At 58.0% G+C, this 26000-nt stretch carries 18 protein-coding genes; 13 read left to right on the top strand and 5 right to left on the bottom strand.

Features of this window, described 5'->3' with window-relative positions; all coding sequences use genetic code 11:
• Positions 1-429, bottom strand: coding sequence for a hypothetical protein (locus AC2FEE_RS22945; RefSeq protein WP_496867758.1), 429 nt, complete (start codon positions 427-429; stop codon positions 1-3).
• A gap of 105 nt (positions 430-534) precedes the next feature.
• On the opposite strand from AC2FEE_RS22945, the gene AC2FEE_RS22950 reads away from it, so the two are divergent.
• The 13 genes from AC2FEE_RS22950 to AC2FEE_RS23010 all read left to right on the top strand — a co-directional run bounded on the left by AC2FEE_RS22950 (position 535) and on the right by AC2FEE_RS23010 (position 19142).
• On the top strand, positions 535-1299 hold the full coding sequence (locus AC2FEE_RS22950) for a helix-turn-helix transcriptional regulator (protein WP_496867760.1): 765 nt from the start codon (positions 535-537) through the stop codon (positions 1297-1299).
• A gap of 256 nt (positions 1300-1555) precedes the next feature.
• Positions 1556-2884: an MATE family efflux transporter gene (locus AC2FEE_RS22955; RefSeq protein WP_496867761.1), complete on the top strand. Its 1329-nt coding sequence runs from the start codon at positions 1556-1558 to the stop codon at positions 2882-2884.
• A 961-nt stretch (positions 2885-3845) separates the two neighbouring features.
• The gene (locus AC2FEE_RS22960) at positions 3846-5033 is read left to right on the top strand and encodes a hydroxymethylglutaryl-CoA reductase (protein ID WP_496867763.1); all 1188 of its coding nucleotides are present in this window, start codon (positions 3846-3848) and stop codon (positions 5031-5033) included.
• Positions 5030-5941 (top strand): UbiA family prenyltransferase, encoded by a 912-nt coding sequence (locus AC2FEE_RS22965; protein WP_496867765.1) that lies wholly within the window; start codon positions 5030-5032, stop codon positions 5939-5941. Before AC2FEE_RS22960 ends, AC2FEE_RS22965 begins: the two co-directional genes overlap by 4 nt.
• The gene (locus AC2FEE_RS22970) at positions 5938-8394 is read left to right on the top strand and encodes a PEP/pyruvate-binding domain-containing protein (RefSeq protein ID WP_496867767.1); all 2457 of its coding nucleotides are present in this window, start codon (positions 5938-5940) and stop codon (positions 8392-8394) included. The genes AC2FEE_RS22965 and AC2FEE_RS22970 overlap by 4 nt, the downstream gene beginning before the upstream one ends.
• Positions 8387-9487, top strand: coding sequence for a BtaA family protein (locus AC2FEE_RS22975; protein ID WP_496867768.1), 1101 nt, complete (start codon positions 8387-8389; stop codon positions 9485-9487). Before AC2FEE_RS22970 ends, AC2FEE_RS22975 begins: the two co-directional genes overlap by 8 nt.
• Entirely contained in the window at positions 9484-10815 is a 1332-nt protein-coding gene (locus AC2FEE_RS22980) for a hypothetical protein (protein ID WP_496867770.1), read from the top strand. The genes AC2FEE_RS22975 and AC2FEE_RS22980 overlap by 4 nt, the downstream gene beginning before the upstream one ends.
• Entirely contained in the window at positions 10812-11657 is an 846-nt protein-coding gene (locus tag AC2FEE_RS22985) for a hypothetical protein (RefSeq protein ID WP_496867772.1), read from the top strand. The genes AC2FEE_RS22980 and AC2FEE_RS22985 overlap by 4 nt, the downstream gene beginning before the upstream one ends.
• Positions 11650-13071, top strand: a complete 1422-nt coding sequence (locus AC2FEE_RS22990) for an AMP-binding protein (RefSeq protein WP_496867774.1) — start codon at positions 11650-11652, stop codon at positions 13069-13071. Before AC2FEE_RS22985 ends, AC2FEE_RS22990 begins: the two co-directional genes overlap by 8 nt.
• 154 nt (positions 13072-13225) lie before the next feature.
• Positions 13226-14680: an exosortase T gene (xrtT, locus tag AC2FEE_RS22995; RefSeq protein WP_496867776.1), complete on the top strand. Its 1455-nt coding sequence runs from the start codon at positions 13226-13228 to the stop codon at positions 14678-14680.
• Positions 14677-16755, top strand: coding sequence for a VIT and vWA domain-containing protein (locus AC2FEE_RS23000; protein WP_496867778.1), 2079 nt, complete (start codon positions 14677-14679; stop codon positions 16753-16755). Before xrtT ends, AC2FEE_RS23000 begins: the two co-directional genes overlap by 4 nt.
• Before the next feature lie 153 nt (positions 16756-16908).
• Positions 16909-17592: a response regulator transcription factor gene (locus AC2FEE_RS23005; protein ID WP_496867780.1), complete on the top strand. Its 684-nt coding sequence runs from the start codon at positions 16909-16911 to the stop codon at positions 17590-17592.
• Positions 17586-19142: an ATP-binding protein gene (locus AC2FEE_RS23010; RefSeq protein ID WP_496867782.1), complete on the top strand. Its 1557-nt coding sequence runs from the start codon at positions 17586-17588 to the stop codon at positions 19140-19142. Before AC2FEE_RS23005 ends, AC2FEE_RS23010 begins: the two co-directional genes overlap by 7 nt.
• 476 nt (positions 19143-19618) lie before the next feature.
• Here the strand turns inward: AC2FEE_RS23010 and AC2FEE_RS23015 are convergent, their stop codons facing one another.
• Genes AC2FEE_RS23015 through AC2FEE_RS23030 form a run of 4 tightly spaced genes read right to left on the bottom strand, consistent with a single transcriptional unit; the run spans position 19619 to position 25935 of the window.
• Positions 19619-20863, bottom strand: coding sequence for an NAD(P)/FAD-dependent oxidoreductase (locus tag AC2FEE_RS23015; RefSeq protein ID WP_496867783.1), 1245 nt, complete (start codon positions 20861-20863; stop codon positions 19619-19621).
• Between the two features lie 15 nt (positions 20864-20878).
• Positions 20879-21889, bottom strand: a complete 1011-nt coding sequence (locus AC2FEE_RS23020) for an Ldh family oxidoreductase (protein ID WP_496867784.1) — start codon at positions 21887-21889, stop codon at positions 20879-20881.
• 56 nt (positions 21890-21945) lie between these two features.
• On the bottom strand, positions 21946-23466 hold the full coding sequence (locus AC2FEE_RS23025) for a trimethylamine methyltransferase family protein (protein ID WP_496867785.1): 1521 nt from the start codon (positions 23464-23466) through the stop codon (positions 21946-21948).
• Between the two features lie 15 nt (positions 23467-23481).
• A complete protein-coding gene (locus AC2FEE_RS23030; protein WP_496867786.1) occupies positions 23482-25935 on the bottom strand; it encodes a GcvT family protein in 2454 nt (817 codons plus the stop codon).
• Positions 25936-26000: the final 65 nt, after the last annotated feature.

The following is a 26000-nucleotide window of genomic DNA, read 5'->3' on the forward strand; positions in this document are numbered from 1 at the left end:
TCAGGATGTTGCGTGTTTGCTTGCCGTGTCGGGGCGGCAAGACAACAGGATCAGGACCAGAAAGGACAGGTTTAGTACGACGTTGAAGGGCGCCCCTACTAGAATAGAGCCTAAACTGTCGGCGCAAAACCAGGACCATGCCGCAATCTGAGCGGTCTTGGTCGCGGCTGCCGCCGATACCGGAGCAACATAGGTTCCCAGCGCCCACTGCATTCCCCCCAAGCCAACCGTCAGGCCACCGGTGATCACCAGCAGCAAAGGCGACGGAACCATCAGCTCTGCGGGAACGGCGTGCATTGGCCAATACGCGATTTGCAAAAAAATATACGCGACAGGGTGCAGAAACGGCTGCGCGGCCAGAGCGAAGAGTACCCCGGTTGCGACAAGAACACCGCCTGAAATTCGCATTGATGACTGTTGTTGGGTCATGAACTTCTCCTTTCGATATGTGCTCTTCATGCGGCTTGCGGCGGACGCAAATCAATTACCTCAGAGGTAAGTGAATTCTGTTCGAACCCTTGTTAAACTCAGGTCATGACACCCTATCCCGGCATACTGAAAGAGTGGCGAAAGCGACGCAGGATGAGCCAGCTGGACCTTGCGGTCGAAGCCGAGGTCAGCGCGCGCCATATCTCATTTCTTGAAACCGGGCGGTCCCGGCCCAGCCGGGACATGATCCTTCATCTGTCCGAGGTCATGAACCTTCCGGTCGAAACCCGAAATCAGATGATGCGCGCCGAAGGGTTCGCGCCGCGTTTTGCCGCAACGCCGATTGATGACGCGGCGATGTCGCCCATCCGGAATGCGGTCGAATGGACTCTGCAGCAACATGCCCCTTACCCTGGAATGGTGTTGGACCGGCTCTGGACGGTTGTAATGCTCAACAGCGGAGCGCAAAGGCTGTTCAAGCCACTGGGGATCGGCGAGGGGCAAAGCCTGCTGGAACTGCTGACCAGCCCGCTGATGCCTGAGCTTGTCGAAAACTGGCCCGAGGTCGCGCATCACACGATGTTGCGGCTGCGCGCTGAAAGCGCCAACGCAGGCGGCATACCCGCACTGGACGCCGCGGCGCGCACGTTGTCGCAACAGGGGCACGCCCGCAGTGACGCGGTGATCGGGCCGACAATTTCTACGATCTACCGCTTTGGTGGTCAGCGGCTTTCCCTGTTTGGAACCATTGCGCAATTCAGCACAGTCATGGACGTCACGCTAGACGATATGAAGATTGAGCTGTTTTTTCCGGCCGACGACCAAAGTGCCAAATTTCTGCGTGACATTGCCCACGTGGCTGCCAATTAGATGATAGTTTGACCAGAGCCCCACCACGTCCCGGTGAACCCCGCTCATTCCTGACCTTGGTAGGGTTCGGCAAACAGCTCTGCAAAAGCGATCTGGACGCCGAGCAGTTATTCCCCTAGAACCTTAGCTGTTAACTTGTCCCTAAAAGGACCAATTTCATGGTGTTCCCGTCGCAAGGCTGAGTAGCCCCTCTTCATTCAGAGCATAAAGCTCCTTATCGCGACTCTTTCGCCGGACATTCTCCGGCAGGTGCCCCATGACAGACCAAATCCTGATTTCGCAGGCGCCCACCCGCGCCGAATTCACGCCGTTGATCCGGCTTGCCGTGCCGCTGATGGTCGGGCTGGCCGCCGCACTTTTGATCGGTGTCGTAGATACGGCGATGATTTCTCCGCTTGGCACGGTCCCGCTGGCGGCAGCAGGTGTGACCACGGCCGTTCTGATCATCCTTATCTCCGCTCTTTGGGGTGTAATCACCGCAATTTCCGTCCAGATCAGCCAAGCCGAGGGCGCACGCGATTCTGCGCGGGTTGCTCTGGCGTTGCGCAGCGGGCTGTTGTTGTGTTTTCTGGGCGGCGGCGCTGCGGCATTGGTGATGATGGCACTCTATCCGCTGCTGGAGCCTCTGGGACAACCCAAAGACGTTCTGGCGATCCTGCTGCCGTACTGGATGTCGATGGCGATCTGGATCGTACCTTTTACACTTTTTTTCGGCCTGAAAGCACTGTTCGACGCCGTTGGGCGGCCCTGGACAGCCGTGGCGCTGTCTTATCTGGGCGTCCTGTTCAACGTACCCGCAAACTATGCCTTTATTCACATTCTTGATCTTGGAATTCTGGGCGCGGGTCTGGCCAGCATACTCTCACAATGTACGTCGTTAGTTGCCGGGATTTATGTGCTGATACGCGCGCCCGGGCTGGCCGCCTTTCGCCAGCGGGTGACCGTTGCATGGGCGGATATCTGGTCACAAGCCAAAGACGCCCTGCCGCTCTGTCTTGGATACGCAGGTGAGGGCGGGGCTTACGCAGTGGTGGGTCTGATGATGGGCTGGCTGGGGGCCGAGGCGCTGGCTGCCCATCAGATCGTCAACGCGCTTGCGGGGTTGGCCTATATGATCCCACTTGGCATGGCGGGTGCAGCCTCGATCCGTGTCGGTCTTGCAGTCGGCGCAGGTGATCAGGAAAGGTTAAGACCAATTCTGAAGGCGTCCTTTGTGATGGTCACGCTCTGGCAGGCGGTTGCCGCAATCGTCTTCATTACCGCTGGCCGAATGCTGGCGGAAACGATGTCGGATGACCCGGCCGTCATTGACCTCGCGGTCACATTGTTTTTCATCGTAGCACTGCTGCAGATTGCGGATGGCGTTCAAGGCACTGCGCTGGGCGCGCTAAGGGGAATGTCGGACATGAACCTGCCGACGATAATTACCCTGACGGCCTATTGGCCACTTGCTTTGCCGGCCAGCTATGCAATGGGGTTCCTTTTCGATCTCGGAGCGGTCGGCGTCTGGATCGGCTATACTCTGGGCCTGGTGGCAGCGGCGATCGCCCTGCCCCTGCGGTTCTGGGCGCTAACTCGAGCTTGAGTTTGGGGTAGATCGATTGGAGAAACCTAACCGCGAGCCACTTCGCAGTGGAGTGATATGACTTACTAGATCATAGTGCTGCGACATCTTGGGCTTTAGGCGTGATAGGAGAGACACGGGTTCGATTCCCGCAGTTGCGGCCCATAAGAGACATTAATCGGGTCGGGCTACGCGGCGATGCATCTTCACCGAACCGGACTTTAGCCGCGAGTGCAAAATCCAGCGGGTGTCGAACTCACAGTCTGCGGACAGAGTCGCCGCTTGCGCCGTGGGTGGCAACGACCGCAGGCAGCCCAAAATCGACTCGGCACACGATCGCGCAAACCCCGCTACCGCGCGGACCCCTTCCTCATACGCCGCGGTCGCATTATCTGTTTTCGAGAACGCCTGCCAAAAAACTATCAAACTAAGTCCCAAGCCTTTTTATTTGCCGGTCACTGCGAACCGATGCGCATGTGAAAGAAAAAGATAAGACTATCAGAAAAGTCGCCAGTTCAGCCATTATTTTTCCATGAACTTCGTGCCAAGACGGCCCATATCGAACGTTTGATCATTTCCTCAAGAATGCCGAGCAGCGGCATATCAAAATTCGCTGTATCAGCACGTTTCGCGGCTATGTTTTTGATTGGAACGTGCCCGAAACCTGGGCTCTCGCCGACTAGATTGTAAGCAGGTTCAGTTTTCCTGCTCAGTACCACGCGCGGTAAAAGTCACGCTTACCAAACAGGATGAAGTATCAACTGCGGCAAATACGAGACCTTTTCGGATCAAATACTTGTAAGAAGAAAATTGGGCTGGCCATCAGCCGGACTATTGGTAACTTGCACACACATCAGATTGTGGTTGCAACCGTTGTTTGCGGAAAATCTATCGGAGCGCACTTTTGATAATTCCGTTTCACGTTCGGGAAATGCTTCAACGCATCAAGGCACGATTTGACACTGATCAGATACCGAAGCAGATGGCACCAAATGATGCCGAGTTTTCAAAACTACGCCCGTCCCGCAAGCCCACTAAAGAAATGGTCGCACGGTTTTGGGAGCAGCTGAAACCCACGGCTAGCGACGAGGATCAAGCGCAGATCGCGGATCCGAAAACGGTAGAAGCTGCCGCAACCTACGGCACCAATATCGAGAACTTCATCGGAACGGTTAAGCTGCCAGTCGGGGTCATTGGTCCCCTGCGATTGAACGGAATGAATGCGAACGGCGATTTTCATGTTCCCCTCGCAACGACCGAGGCCGCACTGGTCGCCTCTTACGCTCGGGGCGCATACGCCGCGACCCGGTCCGGCGGAATAAGCACAGCTGTTCTATACGAAGGCGTGCTGAGGACCCCGGCGTTTGTATTCGATAGCTTGCTGAAGGCCGGGCAATTCGTCGATTGGGTGGTGACAAATATCGACATGCTCAAAACCGCAGCCGAAGCCACCACACGTCATGGCAAACTAGTATCGCTGGAGCCATTCATAGACACCAACGTCGTCTTTTTGATTTGCCGCTACACTACCGGCGATGCAGCGGGTCAGAATATGGTGACCATCGCCACCGACGCTTTATGTCATGCGGTATCCGAAAACTGCCCTGTGGCTATTGAGAATTGGTATGTTGAAGGCAATTTTTCGGGTGACAAGAAGGCCTCGGCGTTGGGGTTGGTGACAGGACGTGGGCGCAAGGTCAGCGCCTCGGTCACGCTTCCCGCTGATATTGTCGAAAAGACACTGGGCACAACGGTTGACGCGATGCTGGACTATGGGCGCGTTGCCAATTTGGGGGCGCATCTTTCGGGCCAGTTTGGCGCGCAGGCGCATTATGCCAACGGGCTGGCGGCATTCTACATTGCGACGGGCCAGGACGCGGCTTGCGTCGCTGAAAGTGCAATGGGTGTTACGCGGATGGAACCGAGGGGGGAAGACCTTTTCTGTTCGGTAACGCTTCCCAACATCCTTGTCGGCTCGGTCGGTGGCGGAACCGGTTTGCCAAGCCAGACAGCAGCGCTGAACATACTTGGTCTCAGGGGCAACGGGTGTGGCACAGCGTTAGCTGAGGTTGCCGCAGCCACATGCCTATGCGGAGAAATCTCCATCGTTGCAGCGATTGCGGCGGGTCATTTCACCCGCGCCCATGAAAGTCTGGCCCGCCGCAGATGAGCATTCAGAACCGATTCTGGGTTTATCAATCCGAGCGATTTCCACTGAAGAAAACCGTCCCTCTGCTGCTGGTGTTTTCCTCAGCCAGTATCTGCGTGTCCGCCCGACTGGCAGACCGCCCACTGCCTGACTGGCCCGCCTTTGCCGCCGGCTTTGTGCTGGCCATGGCGTTATTCTTCCAGATGCGGGTCTGTGACGAGTTCAAGGACGCCGAGGACGACAGGCGGTACCGGCCCGAAAGGCCGATCCCACGCGGATTGGTCTCACCGGGCGAAGTTCTGAGCCTGGGTTTGCTGACCATCCCACTGGCACTTGCCGCTGCCTGGCTCCGGCACCCGTCGGTTTTGTGGCTGTTGGGCACGGTCTGGGTCTGGCTCGCGGCGATGACGGTCGAATTCGGAGTCCCAGCCTGGCTGAAAGCCCGGCCGGTTCTGTACCTGTTAAGCCATATGGCAATCATGCCATTGATTGATCTGTTGCTAACCGGACTCGAGTGGCTGCCGGCGGGTGGAGCAGCGCTCTCACTATGGCTGTTCCTGGCGTTGTCCTTTGTGAATGGCTGCGTCCTTGAGATCGGGCGAAAATTGTGGGCACCAGAAAACGAAATCACCGGGGTCGACACCTATTCCGGCCTATGGGGACCGCGTCAAGCGGGGCGTATCTGGATTGGCTGCGTCTTGCTTTCCTTCGCGCTTCTGGTCGGCACCGGCAGCGCCACAGGGGTTGGCTGGCCAAGCGCCCTGATCGGCGCGTTTGCGTTGGTTCCCTGTGGGGTTGCCGCATTCCGCTACAGTCAGTCACCAACCGAGAAAGCCCAGAACCAGATGGACACTGTTTCCGGCCTATGGGTTTTCTTCTGCTATGCCACGGCTGGTTTCCTGCCCTTCTTGATCGGAGCCGTTGTATGACTATCATCGTCGCCCAAACGGATGCCAACGATGTCTCGGTTGTCGGAGGTAAAGCGGCAGCCCTGTCGCATCTGACGCAACATGGCTTTTCCACGCCCGCGTTCTTTGTCATCACCAATGACGCGTTTCGCATGGGGCAATCCGGCCCCATCGCTCAAAATGGCCTGCGATCGGCTGTGACCGCCGCGCTTGATTCACTCGGGCCCGGGCCTTACGCGGTGCGCAGCTCTGGCCGGTCCGAAGACGGCGTGGACCATAGCCATGCGGGACAGTTCGAGTCGGTTCTGAACGTTCCGGGCAAAAGCGTGATCGCGGCGGCCAAGCAGGTTTGGAAATCCGGTTTCTCGGCAACGGTCGAAACCTACCGCGCGGTCAAATCCGGCGGCGAGGCCGAGGCCCCTGCGATCATCGTACAGCGCATGGTCGACGCAAAAGCGGCCGGTGTCGGCTTTTCCGCCGATCCGGTCAGCGGCCGGCGCAATGTGGTCGTGATATCGGCCATTGATGGCCTTGCAGAACAGCTTGTGTCAGGTGAAGCGGATGGAGAGGACTGGGTCATCGGTGCGGATGGCGCACCGGAAAGCGCTCCAGACACCCCAGCGCATTTGACCGCGTATGAGGCGCAATCCGTTGCGGCCCTTGCCCGAAAGGCCGAAGCGCTGTTCGGATCACCTCAGGACATCGAATGGGCCATTGATGCTCAAGGGCTACATATTCTTCAGGCCCGACCAATTACCACGGCCCTGCGTCCTACGCCGCTCGCAGACCAGAGGCTTACTATTTTCGACAATTCCAATATCGTCGAAAGCTACCCAGGCATCGTCAGCCCGCTGACCTATTCCTTTGCCCTGCATGTGTATTCTCAGGTGTATCGCGCTTTCGTCAGGCTGTTGGGCGTGTCCCGGCACACGGTTGCCCGGAACCCGACTGTGTTTGACAATTTGCTGGGGCGGGTGGACGGGCGTGCCTACTACAATCTGATCAACTGGTATCGCGCGCTGGCGCTGTTGCCCGGTTTTTCGCTGAACCGCGACTATATGGAAACGATGATGGGCGTTTCTGAACCGATGCCGCGTGAGGTCACAGATGCTCTTGCTCCGCCCCCCACCACCGGCTGGCGCAGGGTCGTGGAATACGCGAAACTCGCCAAGGTTGCGAGCGGTCTGATCTGGCACGCTATCCGGCTGCCGCAAACCCGGCGCAATTTTTATCACAGGCTGAACGACATATTGCAGGCGGGCCTCGATGTGAACACCTCCAACGCGACCGAACTGGCGGCCGAGTACCGGCGCATCGAAAGCACCTTGCTGGATCGTTGGGACGCCCCGCTAATCAACGATTTTCTATGCATGATTGCCTTTGGCGGCTCGCGCAACCTGCTGCAAAAGTGGCTGGGCGAGGACGGGTTGACCCTGCACAATGACCTCATGATCGGGCAAGGCGATATCGTTTCGGCAGAACCCGCACAACGCATTGCCCGGATGGGAGAGTTAGTGCGGCAGGCAGGTCTTGCCGTGCCATTGAAGGAGAGTGCGCAGCTGTCGGTTTTGTCTGGGCGCCGGCAAATCGAAGCCGAGGTTGATGCGTATCTCGAGAAATTCGGCGACAGGTGCACCGAAGAGCTCAAGCTGGAAAGCGTTCCGCTGCGCGACGACCCGACCAGCCTTTTGCTGGCCATTGCAGCCAGCGCCGAGCGTCCCCCGACTGGGCGTCAGGAAGGCGCTGAACCGGACTGGCAAGCTCTGTTTCCCTCAAATCCCTTTAAACGGCACTTGGCCAAATGGATCTTGGGCTGGACCAAAGCGCGTGTGCGTGACCGCGAAAACCTGCGTTTTGAACGCACGCGAATCTTTGGTTATGCACGGCGTGTGTTTTTGGGCATCGGCCGGGAATTCGCCGCCCACGATCTGCTTTCATCACCAAAGGATGTATTTTTCCTGACAACATATGAGGTTCTCGGAGCAGTCGAAGGCTATAGCCTGTCACCTGATCTGAAAGGCATCGTTGCGCGGCGCAAACAAGAGGATGAAGCCTCATCCCGACGCCCTGACCCGCCGGAACGCATCGAAATCCGTGGTCCTGCCATCGCGCCGATCTGGTCCGAATGCGCGGAACTCGAAGTGGACACAGCACGGGTGAAGCACGGCACGGGCTGTTCTGCAGGACAGGTCAAGGCGCGTGCGCGTGTGATCCGTGATCCACGCACCGAGGCACTGGACCCCGGAGACATTCTGGTGGCGCGCCACACCGACCCGGGCTGGATCGCCGTATTCTCAAACGCATCGGCCATCGTCGTCGAGCGGGGGTCTCTGTTGTCACATTCGGCGATTGTTGCCCGCGAACTGGGTATCCCCTGCGTGGTTGGCCTGAAGGGGGCCACCAACTGGATCGAAGATGGAGAGATGATCTCGGTCGACGGGGCAAGCGGCGCGGTGGAGCGGTGCGATGGGTAGCAGTGAGATTGAGAATAAAGCGGATTTCGACTATATCCGCTATGCCCAACTGTGGGAGGACGCAGATGTCCTGACTTCTGCATTGGGCGATTGCGCGGGCAAAACATTGGTGTCCATCTGCTCGGCCGGAGACAATGCGCTGGCTATGCTGACACTCGATCCCGTGCGCGTCGTGGTTCTGGACCTGTCACCGGCGCAGGTCGCCTGCCTCAAACTCAGAATCGCGGCCTATCAGCGGCTGACTCATTCCGAATTCATCGAACTTACTGGCTCGCGCCCAAGTACCCGACGGGGTGCATTGCTGGGCCGGGTTTTGGATGCCACAGATACCGACACACGCGCCTTCTGGGAGGCTCTGACTCCGGAGGTCGAAAAACACGGTATTGGGGGCGTCGGAAAATTTGAACGCTATTTTCGCGTCTTTCGGACCCGGCTTTTACCGCTGGTGCATTCACGCCGAACCATCGACGAAGTGTTCACTCCACGCAGCCCAGAAGCACGGAAAACCTTTTTCGACACGCGGTTCAACACATTCCGTTGGCGTCTTCTGCTGAACATCTTCTTTTCTCGCTTCGTCATGGGGCGCATGGGCCGGGACAGCGCATTTTTCGATCATGTCGAAGGCAGCCCGGCCCAACATGTCGCCCGCCGCATCCGTCATGCGGGGGTCGCCACCGATCCCTCGCAAAATCCTTATCTGCATTGGATTCTCAAGGGCAACCACGGCGACGCGCTGCCATTGGCATGGCGTCCCGAACATTATGAGACGATCCGATCCCGGCTGGATCGTCTGGACATTCGCCTCGGATCGCTGGAGGCTTTTGTGTCGACCGGTGAGAAAGCCAGCGGGTTCAACCTTTCCGACATTTTCGAGTACATGTCGCCCGAAACCTTCCGACAGGTTTACGGTGCCATCCTAACCGCCGCAGAGCCACACGCCCGACTGGTCTATTGGAACATGATGGCACCCCGGCGGGTTCCACCGGAATACTGGGGTCAGATAGACACCCTGACCGACATCGAAACGCAGCAGAAAGCCTGCGACATGGCCTTCTTCTATTCGGATTTCGTTGTTGAAGAGGTTCAACCGTGACCGTTGTTGGGCAGGTCCTGCTGGCGGCGGGGGCCGTGTTGGCTCTGGTCGGCGTAATGATGGTCATCCGCAATCTGGCCAATACGGCGGGCCTGAGTGCAGAAGTGCAACGCAAGCTTATGCATGTCAGCACGGGCCTCTTTGCGTTGCTGCTGCCCTGGCTCTTTCCTGATCGCTGGCCGGTCTACATGCTGATCACCGCCACAATGCTTGTGATGCTGGTGCTACGCCTGCCGCGTTTTTCCTCGGGTCTGGGCGCGACTCTGCATGGCGTGGACCGTACGTCATACGGTGATTTTCTGCTCGCCCTGTCGGTAGGGTTATGCTTCCTGCTCGCCGGAGAAAACAAGTTGGTCTATATACTGCCGATCGCCGTTCTGACACTGGCGGATGCAGCCGCCGCCCTTGCCGGGACCGCCTATGGCACACGACGTTTCATAGTCGAAGACGGTGAAAAAAGCGTTGAAGGCTCGGTCGTTTTCTTCGTGATGACGCTGTTGATCGCGATCATCTGTTTTCTGTTCATGTCAGATCTGCCGCCGGCAAACATCCTTATGCTCTGCGTTATGGTTGCGGCCTTCGGAACACTGGTCGAGGCGCAAAGCTGGCGCGGATTTGACAACCTGTTCCTGCCCCTTGGTCTGCTCATTTTTCTGAGCGTGCATTCCAGCAGCACGCTAATTGAACTGGCAATTATCTCGGTTGTCTTTCTGGCATCCATTGCCAGTTTCAGCACCCTCGGCGCAAACCTGAGCCTGACCAAACATGCCACCCGCGTTTATGTGATTACCGCGTTTCTACTGTTGTCGGTCACCGCGCTTCAGAATGCCGTCCTGCCCATTTTGGTGCTGGCTACACATCTTTGGGCGCGCGTCACCAGCCCGTGCGACGCCAAATACCCGGATCTGGATATCGTTGCCTCTCTGGGGCTGTTCAGTTTCGGCTGGCTGGCGCTCGGCAATGCCACCGGGTGGAATGCCGTATCCTTTTATGGTCTGTCTGCGATGGGGCTTGCGATGGGTTTCAGTGTTCTTGCGTTGCGGGGAAAACTGCCTGCGATCCTGGCGGTGGCCGCAACACTTTTCGTAATCAGGCACCTTGTCGTTGCCCTTAACCCTGCCCCATCCCGCTGGGCTGAGCCACTGACGGCTCTGGCCTTGCTGTCACTGCTCTGTGCAGTCGCGGCGCCGCTGGCCCGGCCACACTGGTTCGAAAAAGACCGGGTTCTGAGGCTTACACTGTTGGCCGTCGCCCTGCCCTTGCTTTATTACGTTTGGGTCGTTGCCGGGTCGCTTGGTGCGGGGTTCTTTGCCGGAGTCGCTTCATGACCAAAGAGACCATCAAAACAGTGGATGCAAAGCTGACCGTATATCTGAACGGCCCAAACTGGAATGGTGTTCCAGCCGCAACCATCGGTGATTTTTCCTGCAAAACGCCCGAAGCTGGTGCCGAAATCCTGCTCGAAGGGATAGAGCGGGTCCGAGACGCGGGCCTCGACCGCATCATTGGGCCGATGTCGGGTGATACCTGGCACAGTTACCGGTTCGTCTCATACAGCGACGGGTCCGCTCCGTTCCTGATGGAGCCCAGCAACAAACCTCATGAACCCGAGGTGTTCCGGGCGGCAGGCTTTTCAGAGATCAGCCGATACTTCTCGGCCCGCGTGCCGCTGCAGACCGCCGCCGGGTCGGCACCGCCGGAAACTGATGGGTTCGTGGTGGAAAAGTGGGATGGAACAGACCCCGAGGCCCTGTTCCGTCAGGTCTTTGAACTTTCAACCCGGGCATTCGCAAACAACGCGTTCTACAAGCCGATTTCCGAGGCGGATTTCCTGGCCATGTATATGCCGGTTGTTCCGATGATGAAGCGCGACCTGATCCTTTTTGCGCGCCGCCATGACGGGACATTGGCCGGGTTTCTGTTTGGCATTCCCAACTATGCCGAAGGCCCCAATCCGACATCTACAATCCTCAAGACCTATGCAAGTCTCGAACCTGGCGCCGGGCGGCATCTGGCCCACAGGTTTCACAAGGCAGCGTTCAGGATGGGGTACGACACCGCCATCCATGCGCTGATCCATGATGACAACACTTCCGCCGACCGCAGTGCAGCGGAAGGCGCGACGATATTCCGGCGCTATTCCCTGCTTGGGCGGAAGCTGAATGGCTGACCTGCTGTCCCATTTCGCCGCTGCGGTTGAGCGGGTTCCGGATCGGACCGCCATTGTGGACGGCAAGGGTCGCGAGACCACCTTTCAGACCCTGCACACGCGCGTTCAGCACTTGGCAGGTCGGTGGCAGGAAAAGGGTATCCGGCCAGGTGATCGTGTGCTGTTGGCCAAGCCCGTCAACGCGGACCTTTATGCAAGTCTGGCCGCCCTTTGGTCCCTTGGCGCCACCGTTGTCTTGCCGGAACCGGCCATGGGGCTGGCCGGTCTGCGACACGCCGCCCGAACCACGAAGCCAAAAGCGTTCTGTTCGGCCGGCGCGTTTTCTTTGCTAAAGTTTTTGGTTCCGGACCTTTGGCCCCTTCCCCTGCTGACGCCCGGAGAAAGTCGCAGCAACCCGACAATGCAAAAGGTGCAACCGGACGATGTCGCCCTTATTTCCTTTACCTCCGGGACAACTGGCCAACCAAAAGCCATTCCTCGCACGCACACGTTTCTGATGGCGCAGCACGACGCAATCGCGCCCCTCCTCGACAGCAGCAGGGCCGAGCGCGATCTGGTAGCCTTTCCGGTGTTCACCCTGATCAATCTGGCGGCCGGGCGGACAAGTGTTTTACCCAACTGGAGGCTCAGCATGTTGGACCGCCTGTCGCCCGCGCAGTTGGAAAGCTGGCTTCAGACGCAACAGATCACCCGGGCTCTGATCCCGCCATCGCTGTGTGAGAAATTGGTTCAATCCGGCGACACCGGGCCGTTGCACACAGTGTTCACCGGTGGTGGTCCGGTGTTTCCGGACCTGGTCGAGGCATTGAGAACCCGGCACAGACTTTCGGTTGTGTGCGTCTACGGGTCGACCGAGGCTGAACCGATTGCCCATCTCCACGCCATGGACATCTCGGAGGAGGATCACCGCGACATGGCTGTTGGAAGGGGTCTTCTCGTGGGATACCCAGTTCCCGAAGTCACGCTCCGCATTCGTGACAATGAGATTCAGGTGGCCGGCGCGCATGTGAATAACAGGTATTTGGAGCCGACCCACTCAAAGAAAAACAAAATCAAGGAAGGTGGCGTCATATGGCACCGGACCGGTGACGCTGGCACGCTGGATGATGACGGACGTTTATGGTTGTGGGGGCGGGTCGGGTCCGAAATTGAAGTCGCTTCAGGTATGCTCTTCCCCTTTGCTATCGAAGTCGCGGCACAGCAATGGCCGGGCGTAGATCGATGCGCGTTTATCAACACGAAAGCAGGCCCCACACTTTGCGTCCAAGGATCCCCGGATCATCTCGAGGATTGGAGGAAATCTGCGCTTGGTTTTGGCGTCCCAAATGTGATTTCGATAGATAATATGCCTATGGACAAGCGTCATGCTTCCAAAGTCGATCGCGCGAAACTTAAACGTATCATAGAGACTTAACGCAATACGGCTCGAAGGTCACTGAACCTCCCCACCTGAACGGCCCCATCGCTATGCGCGGTTAACAGAGAACCGAGAGTAGCTACGAGGATCTCATCAAAATCTGCACATCTTGGGCAGGGGAAATGCGTATTCGCCAGTCACATCTGGCGGTATGAAACATTTGACCACAGATACCTTGGTATGGTGCGCCTTTGCGATTGCTTCCGCGATTCTTGCAGCGCAGCCCTTGCAATGGCTTGTTCGAAGCTGGCTTAGCCCAGCTTACGGGTCGTATGGTTATGTCTATGTTCTGCTGATCATTGGCCTCGCCGGGAAGAGTTTGTTGAGCGGCCGTCCGAAAGGCGCGCGCCCTCAGACACCTGCAGTTGCCTTGCTGCTATTGGCGGCATTGATCCGTTTTTTGGGGCAGGTTTTGGCGATCAATATTCTGAGCGCTCTCGCCCTTGCATTGGATGTTTTCGCGCTGGTTGGGTTGTTGCAGATGCAGCGGCGCCCCTTCGCGCTGTCGCCGTTCTGGATGGCTGCATTGTTCCTGTTTTCCTTGCCGACCGAAATGATCTTGCAGCGTACGCTTGGATTTCCGTTGCAGATGGTTTCGGCGGAATTGTCCTGTCACATGCTGAGCGCATTGTTCTCGAATGTCGTGTGCGACGGCGTGCGTATCACCTTGGAACAAAGGGACATTCTGGTAGACTTACCCTGTTCCGGCGCGTCTGGGCTTTTGTTGTCGCTGGCTTTTGTGGTCACCCAAAACGCGGTTTTGCGGCCAAGGTGGTTTGTCGGCGGCTTCAGCCTGTTGGCCGTGACCTGGTGTGCGGCCTTGGGCAACAGCCTGCGCATTTCGATTTTGGCGATTGGCCTTGCGCGTGATCTGGATGTCATGGCCGAGCCCTGGCACAGCCTTATTGGGTTGGTGACGCTTGTCCTGACAGTGGCGCCCTTTGTCCTGTTCTATAGGCCCCGCAACACGAGCCTGCGTAAAAGCCGCTCACAGACCAACCGGATCATCCTGCCAAAACCCCTCAAGGCGTTTGCGGGGATTGTTTGCCTGATAGGCAGCATTGCCATTGTGTCGCTCAAGGCAAAACCGGTGGATGTTTCGGGCAGCGTTGTGACTCCGAACCTGCCCACGCAGATCCACGGACATCTGGCGCAAAACGTACCTCTCACTGCGATGGAGGCGCATTACTTCGAAGCCTATGGCGGGCAGGCACAGAAAGCTCAGTTTGGCCCGTTGGGGTTGAATGTGGTCAGCACGCGCGCGCCGCTACGGCATCTACATGCCCCTGAAATCTGTCTGCGGGGTCTTGGCTATGAAGTTCGGTTTCTGGGCACACGCTACGACGGTGTTCCGAGCGCTTTTTACCGGGCCACCGGCCCTGACGGGGATCAATGGCTGGTTGCGGTTAGCTACGTCTCACAAAACGGGCACGTCACTCCCAGCGTCGGTGAAGCGATCTGGCGCTGGCTAAACGGGTCCAGCGGCACCTGGAGCAGCGTGCAAAGAATCACCCCATGGGCCTTGGACACCACACTGCGGTCCCAACTCGACGCTGCCACGATTGCAGCTTTGGATATTCAAACCATCAAAGGAACGGACGTATGATACGCTATTTTGCTTTTGTTTTTCTGCTACTGCCGGGGTCTGTGTACGCTCAGCCTGATGACGAGATCGCTGGTAGATTGGTCGGCAATGGGGCCGCCGGGCAACTGGACCTACCAATGCTGAATTCGGACCTTTTGGTTGATATTCAGGGTGATATGGCAACTGTCCGGGTGCGGCAGGTGTTCGTAAACCCGTCAGAAGAACCGATCTCCGCGGAGTACATGTTCCCGCTCAACCAAAAGGCCGCTGTCTACGGTATGCAGATGCTGGTGGGCGGCGAAGTGATTGAGGCGCAGATTCAACAAAAACAGCAGGCCGAACAAACATTTGAGGATGCAAAGCAAGCGGGCAAGGCCGCAGCGCTTTTGACCCAGCACCGTCCCAACATGTTTACCCAGAAGGTCGCCAACCTGGTGCCGGGCCAGCCTATTACGGTGACACTTAGCTATGTGCAGACCGTCCCTAAGATCGGGGGTGCTTACGAGCTGGTGCTGCCCCTGATCGTTGGACCACGCTATCAAGGGGTGGTGGATTTTGACCCAATGTCCGATGACATTGTGTTGGCTGATTACAACGAAGAGGGACCGGCCGCCGCACCTCAGATTGATGGCTGGACGGTTTCCGAACTACCGCAATACCCACCGGTTTCGCGCCTATCAAACCCTGATACAATTGAACCTGCGCGCGTCTCACTTGATCTGAACCTGCGTGGCGCTGTTTCGGTTTCCAATCTGACAAGTTTAACGCATGATCTTCAAATTCAGCAGTCCGAAGGAGTGATAAGTGCGACCTTTCAGGATGGGCGCGTGATCGACAACCGCGATCTTGTTCTGCGCTATGAGCTTGGTGGTGAAGAGACGACAGCCGGAGTGCTGGCTCATCATGATGAGCGGGGCGGCTTTGTATCCTTGCTGGTTGAACCGCCTAAAGTTCCGCAAACGGACCAGATCACCGCACGAGAACTGATCTTCGTGCTCGACACCTCGGGCTCAATGGGTGGAGAGCCGATGGATGCCAGCAAACGGTTTATGGAGGCCGCTTTGCAGAGCTTGCGCCCCGAGGATTACTTCCGCGTAATCCGGTTTTCATCGGACGCGACCGAATTCGCATCCCAAGCCGTTCCGGCCACGCGGGCAAACCTTGAATCCGGGTTACGTTATGTACGTAGTCTTCGCGCCGGCGGCGGAACTGAAATAGACAATGCAATCCGTCACGCCTTTGCGACGCGGCAACCTGAGAACGCACTGCGGATCGTCGTCTTTCTCAGCGATGGCTATATCGGACGCGAAGCGGATGTCCTTCGCACAATCCGGCGGCAAATCGGCGATGCCCGTATCTATGCCTTTGGTGTGGGTACAGCCGTAAACCGTTATCTTCTGGACGCGATGGCCGCAGAAGGCCGCGGTTATGCCCGCTATGTCGATCCAACTCAGCGCGCCTCGGATGTCGCTGAAACGCTGGCCCGGGAGCTTAAATCGCCGGTGCTGACAGATATATCCGTCGATTGGGGCGGGTTGAATGTCAGCGAAGTGGTACCTCAACATATCCCTGACCTGTTTGACGGCAGCTCAATCCGGGTGCTGGCTCGGTATGAAGGAGGCGGGCCGACCAACATCAAGATCAATGGCCTGGTGCAGGGCAAAACAGCGCAAATGCTACTGTCGCCTGTCTTGCCCACAGAGTCCGATCCGGAAGATGATGCGCAACGGGGTGCTGCGATTCCGCTGACCTGGGCGCGTACCAAAATTGCGGCTCTCAATCGCGCCATGGCTGTGCAATCAGGTGATCCCCGAAAGCTTGAAGCACAAATCACTGATCTTGGGCTGCAGTTCAACCTTCAGACGCAGTTCACCTCTTTTGTTGCGGTGTCAAAACAGGTTGTAAATGAAGGCAACGCGCCAATAGGCAGTACTCCGGTGACCCTGCCTCAGGTGGCTGGCGTCGGGGCCGGTGCCTACCCCAAAACCGCATTCAGCGGATCATCCACACCCGAACCGCAAACGATTTTTGGGCTGATCGTATTGGCGGCGCTGGGCATGTTGCGCCTGACCAGAAGTCGGAGGGTCGCGGCATGAGGAATGTACCTTACAAACTGTGCACAGACGCCTGGTGGCTGGGGGATGACTTCACTTGGTGCAGGCAGCGGGTGCAAGCTCCACTTGACCCGGGCATTGGCAGTATGATCTCTGATCGTGACTTCGGTGAAACTTCGATAACGGGCGCATATCGTGAACAACATCCTGATCGTAGATGATGATGCCCGTATCCGCGATGTCGTCCGTTTTGCGCTGGAAGATTCCGGCTTTCAAACAACCGAAGCTGGAACCGGTCAGGACGCATTGGACCAGTTTTACAAAGCCCCGGCCGACTTGGTTGTTTTGGATATCGGGATGCCCGAAATGGACGGGTTGGAAGCCTGTAAGGAACTGCGAAAAAGCTCAACCGTGCCGATCCTGTTTCTGACAGCACGGGATGATGAAATCGACCGTATCCTTGGATTTCAGCTTGGCGGCGATGACTATGTCACCAAGCCCTTCAGCCCACGTGAGCTGGTGCTGCGGATCAAGGCTATCCTGGCCCGCTCGGCGGACACTAAATCGCCGGACGACGTGACGGTTGTTCAGGACTTGCAACTGGATCACAGCGCACATCGCTGCACCCTTGCAGATGCCGAGATACAGCTAACCGGGATCGAGTTTTCAGTGCTGTCGATCCTCGCCAAAACGCCAAACCGCGTCTACTCGCGCGCGCAACTGATCGAGCTGGTCTATGGTCACAACACCTATCTATCCGGTCGCACGGTCGACAGCCACATTCGCAATATTCGCCAAAAGGCGCGGGCGTTGGGCTATCCAGACCTGATCCAGACCGTGCACGGGGTCGGGGTGAAATTGGGCGTTTGTCAGTGCTGACTATCAAGAAAAAATGGCGACCGTCACTTGCGCTGGTGATTGCGCTGGTCTGCATTGCCTTGGTGACTCTTCCGATCATCGGAGTGCTGGGCGCCCGCCTGTCCAGCAACCAGTTCGCGCGTGAAACTGAGCGTAGTTTGTTATCTCAGGCGGTTATCTTCGCCGAGGTATATGCCGCGGCTTTCTCTGAACACCAGTCCGCGCCCGACCTCGGATACCGCTTGCCTCCGGAGCAGATCGAACGCCTTGAGCAGGATTTTCATCCCGTCCCACCCAGTTTGGATCTGCTTCGCAGTGAGGTCTCGCCACCTCGCCCCGATCCGGTTGCAATTGATGAACCTGTGAATGGGCCTTATGGGGCGATCTCGCAAACACTGTCACAGTTGGCAAGGTCGGCAAAGAAGACGACGCTGTCTGGGTATGTATTCACGGATCACTCCGGTCAGGTCATTGCCAGCAGCGGATCAGTCGGCGGGTCTTTTCTGCACGTCCCGGAAGTGTCTCAGGCCCTGCAGGGAGAAACCGTATCAGTGCTGCGGCATCGGGATGATCCGTCCAGACGGCACCTGCTGAACTCGATCAGCCGAGACACCTTATACCGCGTGTTCGTCGCCCATCCGGTGGTGTTGAATGACAGGGTCATCGGCGCCGTTTACCTGTCGCGCACGCCCATGGACCTGAGAAAATTTCTGTTTCAGGAACGGTTCACGCTGGGGTCTGTCGCGGTCTTCATGCTGGTGTCCGCGATTGGGGTCGGCTGGCTGATGTGGCGGTTGATCTCGAAACCAATTCGCGATCTCAGCAGTCAGAGCCGGGATGTCGCAAGTGGATTGAAACCTACCCCTGATCCAGTGCGGCACTATGGCGTGCAGGAACTGGCGGATTTGGGCAACAACGTCGTTTCGATGGCTGCAACTTTATCAGAACGGTCCACTGCGATCGAAACCTACACAAGCCACGTAACCCATGAGTTGAAATCGCCGGTCACGGCGATTTTGGGCGCGGCCGAGTTGCTGTCTTACGGGCCTTCTGCAGTGTCCGGGGATCGCAACCAAAAACTGGTTCACAACATTCAGGAAGAAGGCCTGCGCATGAACGCTTTGCTGGCTCGTCTTCGCGAACTGGCCCGGGCCAGCGTTCAAACTGATCCGACCCCAACGTCACTGGCGGATATGGTCCAAACTGCGTCAGCAGAGTTTTCGGAATACGTAGTCGAGTTGCATGCGCCACCAGAAACGTACCCTCGGTTGTCCAACGATCAGGGGCATATTGTTCTTCATCACCTGATGCAAAACGCATTCCAGCACGGCGCAACGCGCGTCGACATAAATTTTGACGCGGCTTCGAACAGCATGATTGTATCCGACAACGGCACGGGCATTTCCCCGCGAAACAGTGCGCGCATCAGTGACCCGTTCTTCACGACCAGGCGGGCTCAGGGCGGCACTGGATTGGGCCTCTCCATTGTCGCCGCGGTATTGAAACAGGCGGGCGCAACAATCGAAGTAATGACCCCAAAACAAGGCGCCAGTTTTCGGATCAGGTTTTGAGACTCTTTTAAAAGCACCAAGTCCTGGTAACTTTGAACCGGTGTCAGCTTTCAAAACTCGATGCGCGTTCCATTGTCAGCACATCAAATGACCGTATTCCGCCTGTTCCCGCAAAATCGTACGGCCGACGGGGGGGCCAAACACCAAAGCAATCGATAGCAGAAAGGTGCGACACACAACTGGTCTCAATCCGATTTCCGATTGCGGTTTCAGTTCCCACGGAATTCGCAACGCAGCATTATCAGGGACTGGCGTTGCAACCCATCCAAGTTGAGCAACGGCCGAATACCGACTTTCAAGCAACAATCGGGGTTCAACAGTTGGCTTTTCAACGCAAGTACAACCTATGCACAATCGTGCACCCTGGACAGCGGTAACTCTTCCCTGCCGGTAATCATGAATCTCTTCGACGCTGGGCGTGCCGCTTAGTGCCCTCAACTCATTCGATGAAAGCGCGGCACCTGCGAACCGGTGACTTACCCCGAGAAACGATCCGGACTGAATACCTGTATGTCGGTCCGGGATTGTCGGCCGGTGATTTCATCCGCAACCAGCCGCGCGGTTGTCGCACCCAGCGTCAAGCCCAGTTGCCCGTGGCCTGTGGCAAAGGTGACATTCGCCAGCCTACCGCTTCTGCCAATGATCGGCCGGGTGTCGGGCGTCAGCGGCCGCCGTCCAAACCGGCGTTCGACGCTGTCTGTCTGAAGCCCGGGCAGAACCCGGCGTGCCTTTTCCACCAAAATACTCGCACGATTCCAGTTTGGACTTGCGTTGGCACTGGCGAATTCTATCGTCCCTGCGACAGCAAGCGCGTCGTCGTAAGGCGTTATGCCGAACCCGCCTTTTGCGTAGAACACAGTATGGGACAGGTCGACTCCACTGTCCTTCAAGGCTGTGGAATAACCGATTACGCCTTCCACCTGCAGTGGGACACCCAATTCTGCCGCCAGATCCCGGGATTGCATACCGGCAGCCAAGACAAACTCGTCAGCGGCAATGGCGCGACCATCGCGCAGCTTTACGGCCCTTACTTCGCGGCCGCTTCGGTCAAAGCCGACAGCACTGCCAGAATTGACCGTACCTCCACGACTTAAGAAGGCTTGGTGCAGCGCTTCAACAAGTCGCTTGGGTTCGGTCACGAAACTCCAATCCCGCAGCAGGGCGGCATATTTAAAATCCGGAGCAATGGCCGGTTCGATGTCATGCGCTTCTCTACCGCTGACCTCTTCGATCGAACATCCCAGGTCGCGCGCCAAATCAAAGGCTGCGGCCATGCTGGTGCGATCATAATCCCCGTCAAACAGCTTGATGACAGGGCGTTCCACCAACAGTTCCTGGCGCCCGATATCGGCCAGTTGGGCCTTGAAATCCGCGGTTGCAGAAAAGGTGAGCCGCGCCAAATCCGCCGCAATTGCACGCATTTTCGAGGGGCGCGCGTTGGCGACAAATCGGCTGAACCAAGGCGTCAATCGCAGGGCCGAACTTGGGCGCAACGTCAAAGGCGCTTTGGGATGCATCAACAGCCCGGGAACTTTCAGCAGCATCCCAGGCTGAGACAACGGCACGATCTCACCCACGGCGATGCATCCGCACGAGGCCCAGCTGGCACCCTCACCTACCGGGCCCGGCTCGATGACGGTGACATAGTTCCCCTCGGCCTGCAAAGCCAGCGCGCAGGAGATACCAACGACGCCGCCGCCGATCACCACCATCTTGGGCATGTCTTCCGACCTTTCCTAAAATGCTTGCAACTGCGTCAGCAGGTCTGCGGCGACGGTGACTCCGGTCGCTTCGGTCGCCTCGCGATTTTTAAGGCGTCCGTCACCAGGCACACGCGCGGTTCCGTTGCCCTTGATTTCGGCACATATGCGAGTGACGTAGTTGTTGAAGCCAGGGTTGCCGAACCGGGTCGGGTCGATCACGATCAGGGTTGCACCGCCTTTGATATTGAGGGCCCCAAAGGACTCGCGCTCCTGATTGTCGACCGACAGGGTACCACCAGCCAACGCAGCACCCAGAACCTCGATTAGGAAAGCAATGGCCGCGCCTTTGTGTTCGCCAAATGGCAACAGGCTGCGGGTTTCCAGAATGGCGTTCGGGTCGGTTGTCGGCTGACCCGCAGTATTCAACCCGCTGGGTCGCGGCAGATCATGCCCCTCGGCGGCGGCCATCCGCACGTCCATCAGCGCGGCAACCGAAGAGGCCTGATCCCAGACCACAGGCTCCGCCCCCTCGCGCGGGCAGGCAAAGGACATGGGGTTGGTTCCAAAGACTGGACGCAGCCCCCCTTGAGGCACCACCATCGACAAGGAATTCACAACCGCCAGAGCAACCAGCCCCGCCTGCGCCAACGGTTCCGTATCGAACCGCAGCGCGCCCAGATGGTGGCAATTGGCGCAGGCAAAGGACGCGATACCGTTTTCGCGGACCATCGCAACCAGCTCATCCCGCGCATCCGCCGCAGCAATCTGGTAGTAGCCGTTATCTCCGTCACCGCGCAAAACACCCGGTGCGATACGTTCGATGGTGGGTTTCGCCGTGGGATTTGCATAGTTCGACGCAAAGCTCTGCGCATAAACGGGCAACATCCGCAAACCATGGCTGCGCGGGCCGTCACGTTCTGAGCGCATCACCAGATCTGCCAGAACTTCACTTCCGCGCTTGTCCATGCCGGCGGACACAAGGACAGATTTGGCCAATGCCTTCACCTCTTCGAGTGAGAGCGTTTTCGTTGGGGCTTCGGTCATTTGCCTCATCCTGTCCTTGTGTCTGGCTGGCGGACGCTTGTGCGCCCGTGTTTTAGTTACGCGTTTTGATATTCCAGTTTCTTCTTGGCAACAAATTCGTCGAGTGCACCACGCTGATCATCAGGCATTGGCGGCTTGACGTAATTGTCCAGAATACGCTGAGCTTCTTGGTTGCCAATGGTTTCCGCGGATTTCGACCCTTCCGCTTCCCACTGCTCAAAACTGTCGTTGTTCTGCAGCGGGTTCATGTGCAGCGGGTTTTCCCGGGTATGGTCCGTCCCCAAGAAGTGACCGCCGGGGCCGATCACGGCGATATCATCCAAAAGCGCGTCCAGGTTTTCGTCCACAATACCGCTGAAGAACCGGTGAAAGTTCTCAAGCTGCCGGGTGTCTTGTACCCATTTCGAGTAGCTGACACCGAGCGCACCCTCCAGGAAACCTGCCGAATGCACGATGTAATTGGCCCCGCCCAGCAGCACCGGCCACATGGTGTTGGCCGTATCAAAAGCCGCCTGCATGTCCGGGGATTTCGATCCGGTCCACATTGTGCAGGTCCGCCACGGAACGCCATAAAAACGCGCCATCTGACCAACCAACAGGTTCATCAGGCCCGGCTCGGGTGAGCCCATCATCGGCGCACCCGTTTTCATCGAGACGCCCATGATCGCCACGCCCAGCACCATGGGTGCTCCACGCCGGATGATCTGGCTATATGCCATGCCCGCCAGCGACTCGGCGATCAGTAACGCCACGCCACCTTGTGGGCTGGCCGGGGTTGAGGCCCCCGCCAGAACGAATGGCGACAATAGGCAGGGCTGGTTGGCACTTGCGTAAACCCGCAAGCTTTCCAGCATGGTTTCGTCCCAAACCAGCGGCGTATTACAGTTCAGCAGCGCAGCCATCACCACGTTGTTGTCCACAAACTCTTCGCCGAACACGATGCGCGTCATCTCAACCGAGTCGCGCGCGGCCTGTTCCGACAGGACCGACCCCTTGATCGGCTTGTCGGTCAGCGTCAGCGCCGCGTGAACAAGCTCAAGGTGGCGCTGCGGAACGGGCACGTCTTGCGGCTCGACCGGCAAGACGCCCGGAACCATCATCGACTGGCTCATCTGACTTAGCTTGAAGAAGTTGTGCGCGTCTTCCAGCAGCGACGGGCGACGCACTCCATCCATGCCATAGACAAAGGGAGCGCCGTAGGCGTTCGCAAACACCGAGTTCCGGTTGCCGACCCGCAAAGAACGGTCCGGGTTGCGCGCCGCATAGCCCCATTCCGACGGAACAGCCGAGATCAGGTCCATCAGCATGTCCCGGCCGATGCGAACCCGTTCGCCCTGAACATCTGCGCCATGTTTCTTCCAGTCGGCCAAGGCTACCGGGTCACGGAATTCGATACCGGTGGTCTCTAAGATCGTCATGGCCGCGTTGTGGATCTTTTCGACCCCCTCGGGACCAAGCAGATCGATAGGCCCGACTTTGCGGTTCAACGTCGGCAGATAAACCGGCGGCGGGTTGGTGCGGGCTTGCACCCGCGCCGCGCGACCGCTCCGGCCCGCGCGTGCTCTTGCTTGTGTCATTACAACCCCTCCGGATCAGGCGCGCGCACGGGCGCTGTTTGGATCAACGGCGCAGACATCGATCACTTCGGCATCGCGCATTTCATTGTGCACCAGCACCTGCATTTTGGTGCCAGGTGCAGTCATATCCTGCGGCACCAGTGCCATCGCGATGTCGTGGTTGCAGTAATACGAGAACCCACCCGAGGTCACCCGGCCGATCAGCTTGCCGTCGGCATAGACGCCTTCGTCAAACATCACCGAGGTATCGCAGAACGGCAGTTTCAGCGTGACCAGAGTGTTGTATCCGCCCTCATCCTGCTGCTTTTGCAGCGCGGCTTTGCCGATAAAATCACGCTCGGCCACCTGTCCGCCGATCTTCTCGGTCATCGCCACGAAGCGGCCCAGATCGGCCTCGAACGGGGTCAGATCCTTGCAAATCTCGCGGTTGATGGCGCGGTAGGATTTCTCAAGACGCATGGATTCCAAGGCTTCAAGTCCAAAGGGTTTCACTCCAGCTTTCAGTAGCAGATCAACAAGGTGGCGGTTGTATCCGACCGGGTGGTGCAGTTCCCATCCCAACTCACCAGTATAGGACACGCGCAGCAGGTGGACGCCCTTGGCATAGCCCACCTCACCCATTTGGGCCGCGAGCCACGGGAAGGCTTCGTTCGACAGGTCGTTATCGGTCAGCGGCTGCAGGATATCCCGCGCCTTGGGCCCGGCCAAAGCGATCACGCCCAGCTGTTCCGAGATATCCTCGAGCACAACCGAACCGTCCTTGGGCAGCAGGCGCTGCAACTGATCCCAGTTATAAGCCCGCCAGTTCGGGGTCGAGATCAGATAGAAGTCATCCTCGGCATAGCGCACGATGGTATATTCCGCATCCATGCCGCCCTGGTCGTTCAGCATCAGCGACAGGGTCATGCGGCCCACTTTGGGCAATTTGTTCGCCATCAGGCCGTCCAGCCATTTGGCAGCGCCCGGCCCGCGCACCGTGAACTTGGTCATCGGCGACATTTCGATGAAGCCAGCCTCTTCCCGCGTGCGGCGGACCTCTTCCTGCACCAGTTCCATGTGATTGGTGCGGCGGAAGGAGTGTTCGGGGATCGCCTCTTCCGGGGATTTGGCAAACCAGCGGGGGAATTCGTAACCGTTGAAGCTGGTCCAGACCGCTCCGTGGGCAGTCAGCAAGTCATAAGAGCCCATGGTTTTCATCGGACGCGCATCGGGGAAGTCCTCGCCCGGAACATGCGCGTTCATGTGGGTGCCCCACGTCTCGCGCACCTTGTCCATGGTCCAGCGCTTGGACGCGTAGTCCGAGAACCGGCGCGGGTCGAGTTCCGACATGTCCATGCCCGGATCGCCATTGACGATCCATTTGGCCAGTCGATTGCCCACGGTGCCACCCCACAGGATGCCGCCCGGCATACCCTCGGCCAGCCACAGATTGTCATGCCCCGGTGCGGGACCGGCCAGAGGCAGCTCGTCCGGGGTCATCTGGAAGGGACCGCGGGTGTTGGCCTTGATACCGACCTCGCCCAGCGTCGGGACACGTTCGATGGCGCGCTCCCACTGAGTTTCAACGGCGTCGAAATCTTCGGGCAGTAGGTCAGCACCGAATTCGGGTGGCACGCGGTCTTCGGCAAACAGCTTGAGGTCCTTGGTGAACTCATAGGGGCCGAATTGGATGCCGCCCACGTCCTCGCGCAGATAGGCACCGTAATCTTCGTCGCGCAGGATAGGGAATTCTGTCAGCCCTTGCGCGCGGCGCTCTTTCAGCAGCGGCACGGTTTCCGTGGTCCAGTATTGGTGAACAATCGGGATACAAGGCAGATCCAGCCCCACGCGACGCGCGTTCTCGCGGGCATAGTTACCAGTGGCGAAAATCAGATGCTCGCAGGTGATCTCGCCTTGATTGGTGGTCACTTTCCAATGACCGTTCTCCAGCTTTTCGTAGGATTGCGCTTCGGTGTTCTGATAGACTTTTGCGCCCGCATCCCGCGCCAGCTTGGCCAGCGCCATGGTGATATCGGCCGGGTTCACATAGCCGTCTTCGGTGTGCAGGATGCCGCCGCGGATGTCGGGGCTCTGGTTCAGCAAGGGATGGATTTCCTCGATCTCTTCCGGCGTCACCAGCTTGCAAGGCACACCTGCGGCTTCAGCAATCGAAATGTAGGACTGGAATTCATCCCAGCGTTTCTCGGTATTGGCAACACGCAGTTGACCCACTTTACGCAGACCCACCGAGGCGCCCATCTTTTCTTCGACTTCTGAATAGATGCGGATGGTTTCCATCGTCATCTTGGACACGTTGTGCGACCGCACAAAGGTCACCAGCAGCCCCGCTGCGTGCCACGTAGACCCCGAGGTCAGCGTCGTGCGCTCAAGCATGACCGCGTCCGAACACCCATGTTCGGTCAGGCCATAAAGGATCGATGCCCCAACACATCCGCCCCCGACAACCACAACTTTTGCATGCGACTTCATTCAATCGACTCCCTAACATGCGCCGAAACCGGCCAAAAACCCGGGCATTTTGGTAAACGCTGATG

Source organism: Ruegeria sp. YTSC199, from assembly GCF_059609725.1.

What these genes read in the sequence shown, in the direction of transcription:
- AC2FEE_RS22990 (WP_496867774.1), top strand. Translation starts at nt 11,650, where the DNA reads ATGGCTGACCTGCTGTCCCATTTCGCCGCTGCGGTTGAGCGGGTTCCG.
- AC2FEE_RS23020 (WP_496867784.1), bottom strand. Translation starts at nt 21,889, where the DNA reads ATGACCGAAGCCCCAACGAAAACGCTCTCACTCGAAGAGGTGAAGGCA.
- AC2FEE_RS23000 (WP_496867778.1), top strand. Translation starts at nt 14,677, where the DNA reads ATGATACGCTATTTTGCTTTTGTTTTTCTGCTACTGCCGGGGTCTGTG.
- AC2FEE_RS22985 (WP_496867772.1), top strand. Translation starts at nt 10,812, where the DNA reads ATGACCAAAGAGACCATCAAAACAGTGGATGCAAAGCTGACCGTATAT.
- AC2FEE_RS23030 (WP_496867786.1), bottom strand. Translation starts at nt 25,935, where the DNA reads ATGAAGTCGCATGCAAAAGTTGTGGTTGTCGGGGGCGGATGTGTTGGG.
- xrtT (WP_496867776.1), top strand. Translation starts at nt 13,226, where the DNA reads ATGAAACATTTGACCACAGATACCTTGGTATGGTGCGCCTTTGCGATT.
- AC2FEE_RS23015 (WP_496867783.1), bottom strand. Translation starts at nt 20,863, where the DNA reads ATGCCCAAGATGGTGGTGATCGGCGGCGGCGTCGTTGGTATCTCCTGC.
- AC2FEE_RS22965 (WP_496867765.1), top strand. Translation starts at nt 5,030, where the DNA reads ATGAGCATTCAGAACCGATTCTGGGTTTATCAATCCGAGCGATTTCCA.
- AC2FEE_RS22975 (WP_496867768.1), top strand. Translation starts at nt 8,387, where the DNA reads ATGGGTAGCAGTGAGATTGAGAATAAAGCGGATTTCGACTATATCCGC.
- AC2FEE_RS22960 (WP_496867763.1), top strand. Translation starts at nt 3,846, where the DNA reads ATGGCACCAAATGATGCCGAGTTTTCAAAACTACGCCCGTCCCGCAAG.
- AC2FEE_RS22950 (WP_496867760.1), top strand. Translation starts at nt 535, where the DNA reads ATGACACCCTATCCCGGCATACTGAAAGAGTGGCGAAAGCGACGCAGG.
- AC2FEE_RS22955 (WP_496867761.1), top strand. Translation starts at nt 1,556, where the DNA reads ATGACAGACCAAATCCTGATTTCGCAGGCGCCCACCCGCGCCGAATTC.
- AC2FEE_RS22970 (WP_496867767.1), top strand. Translation starts at nt 5,938, where the DNA reads ATGACTATCATCGTCGCCCAAACGGATGCCAACGATGTCTCGGTTGTC.
- AC2FEE_RS22945 (WP_496867758.1), bottom strand. Translation starts at nt 429, where the DNA reads ATGACCCAACAACAGTCATCAATGCGAATTTCAGGCGGTGTTCTTGTC.
- AC2FEE_RS23025 (WP_496867785.1), bottom strand. Translation starts at nt 23,466, where the DNA reads ATGACACAAGCAAGAGCACGCGCGGGCCGGAGCGGTCGCGCGGCGCGG.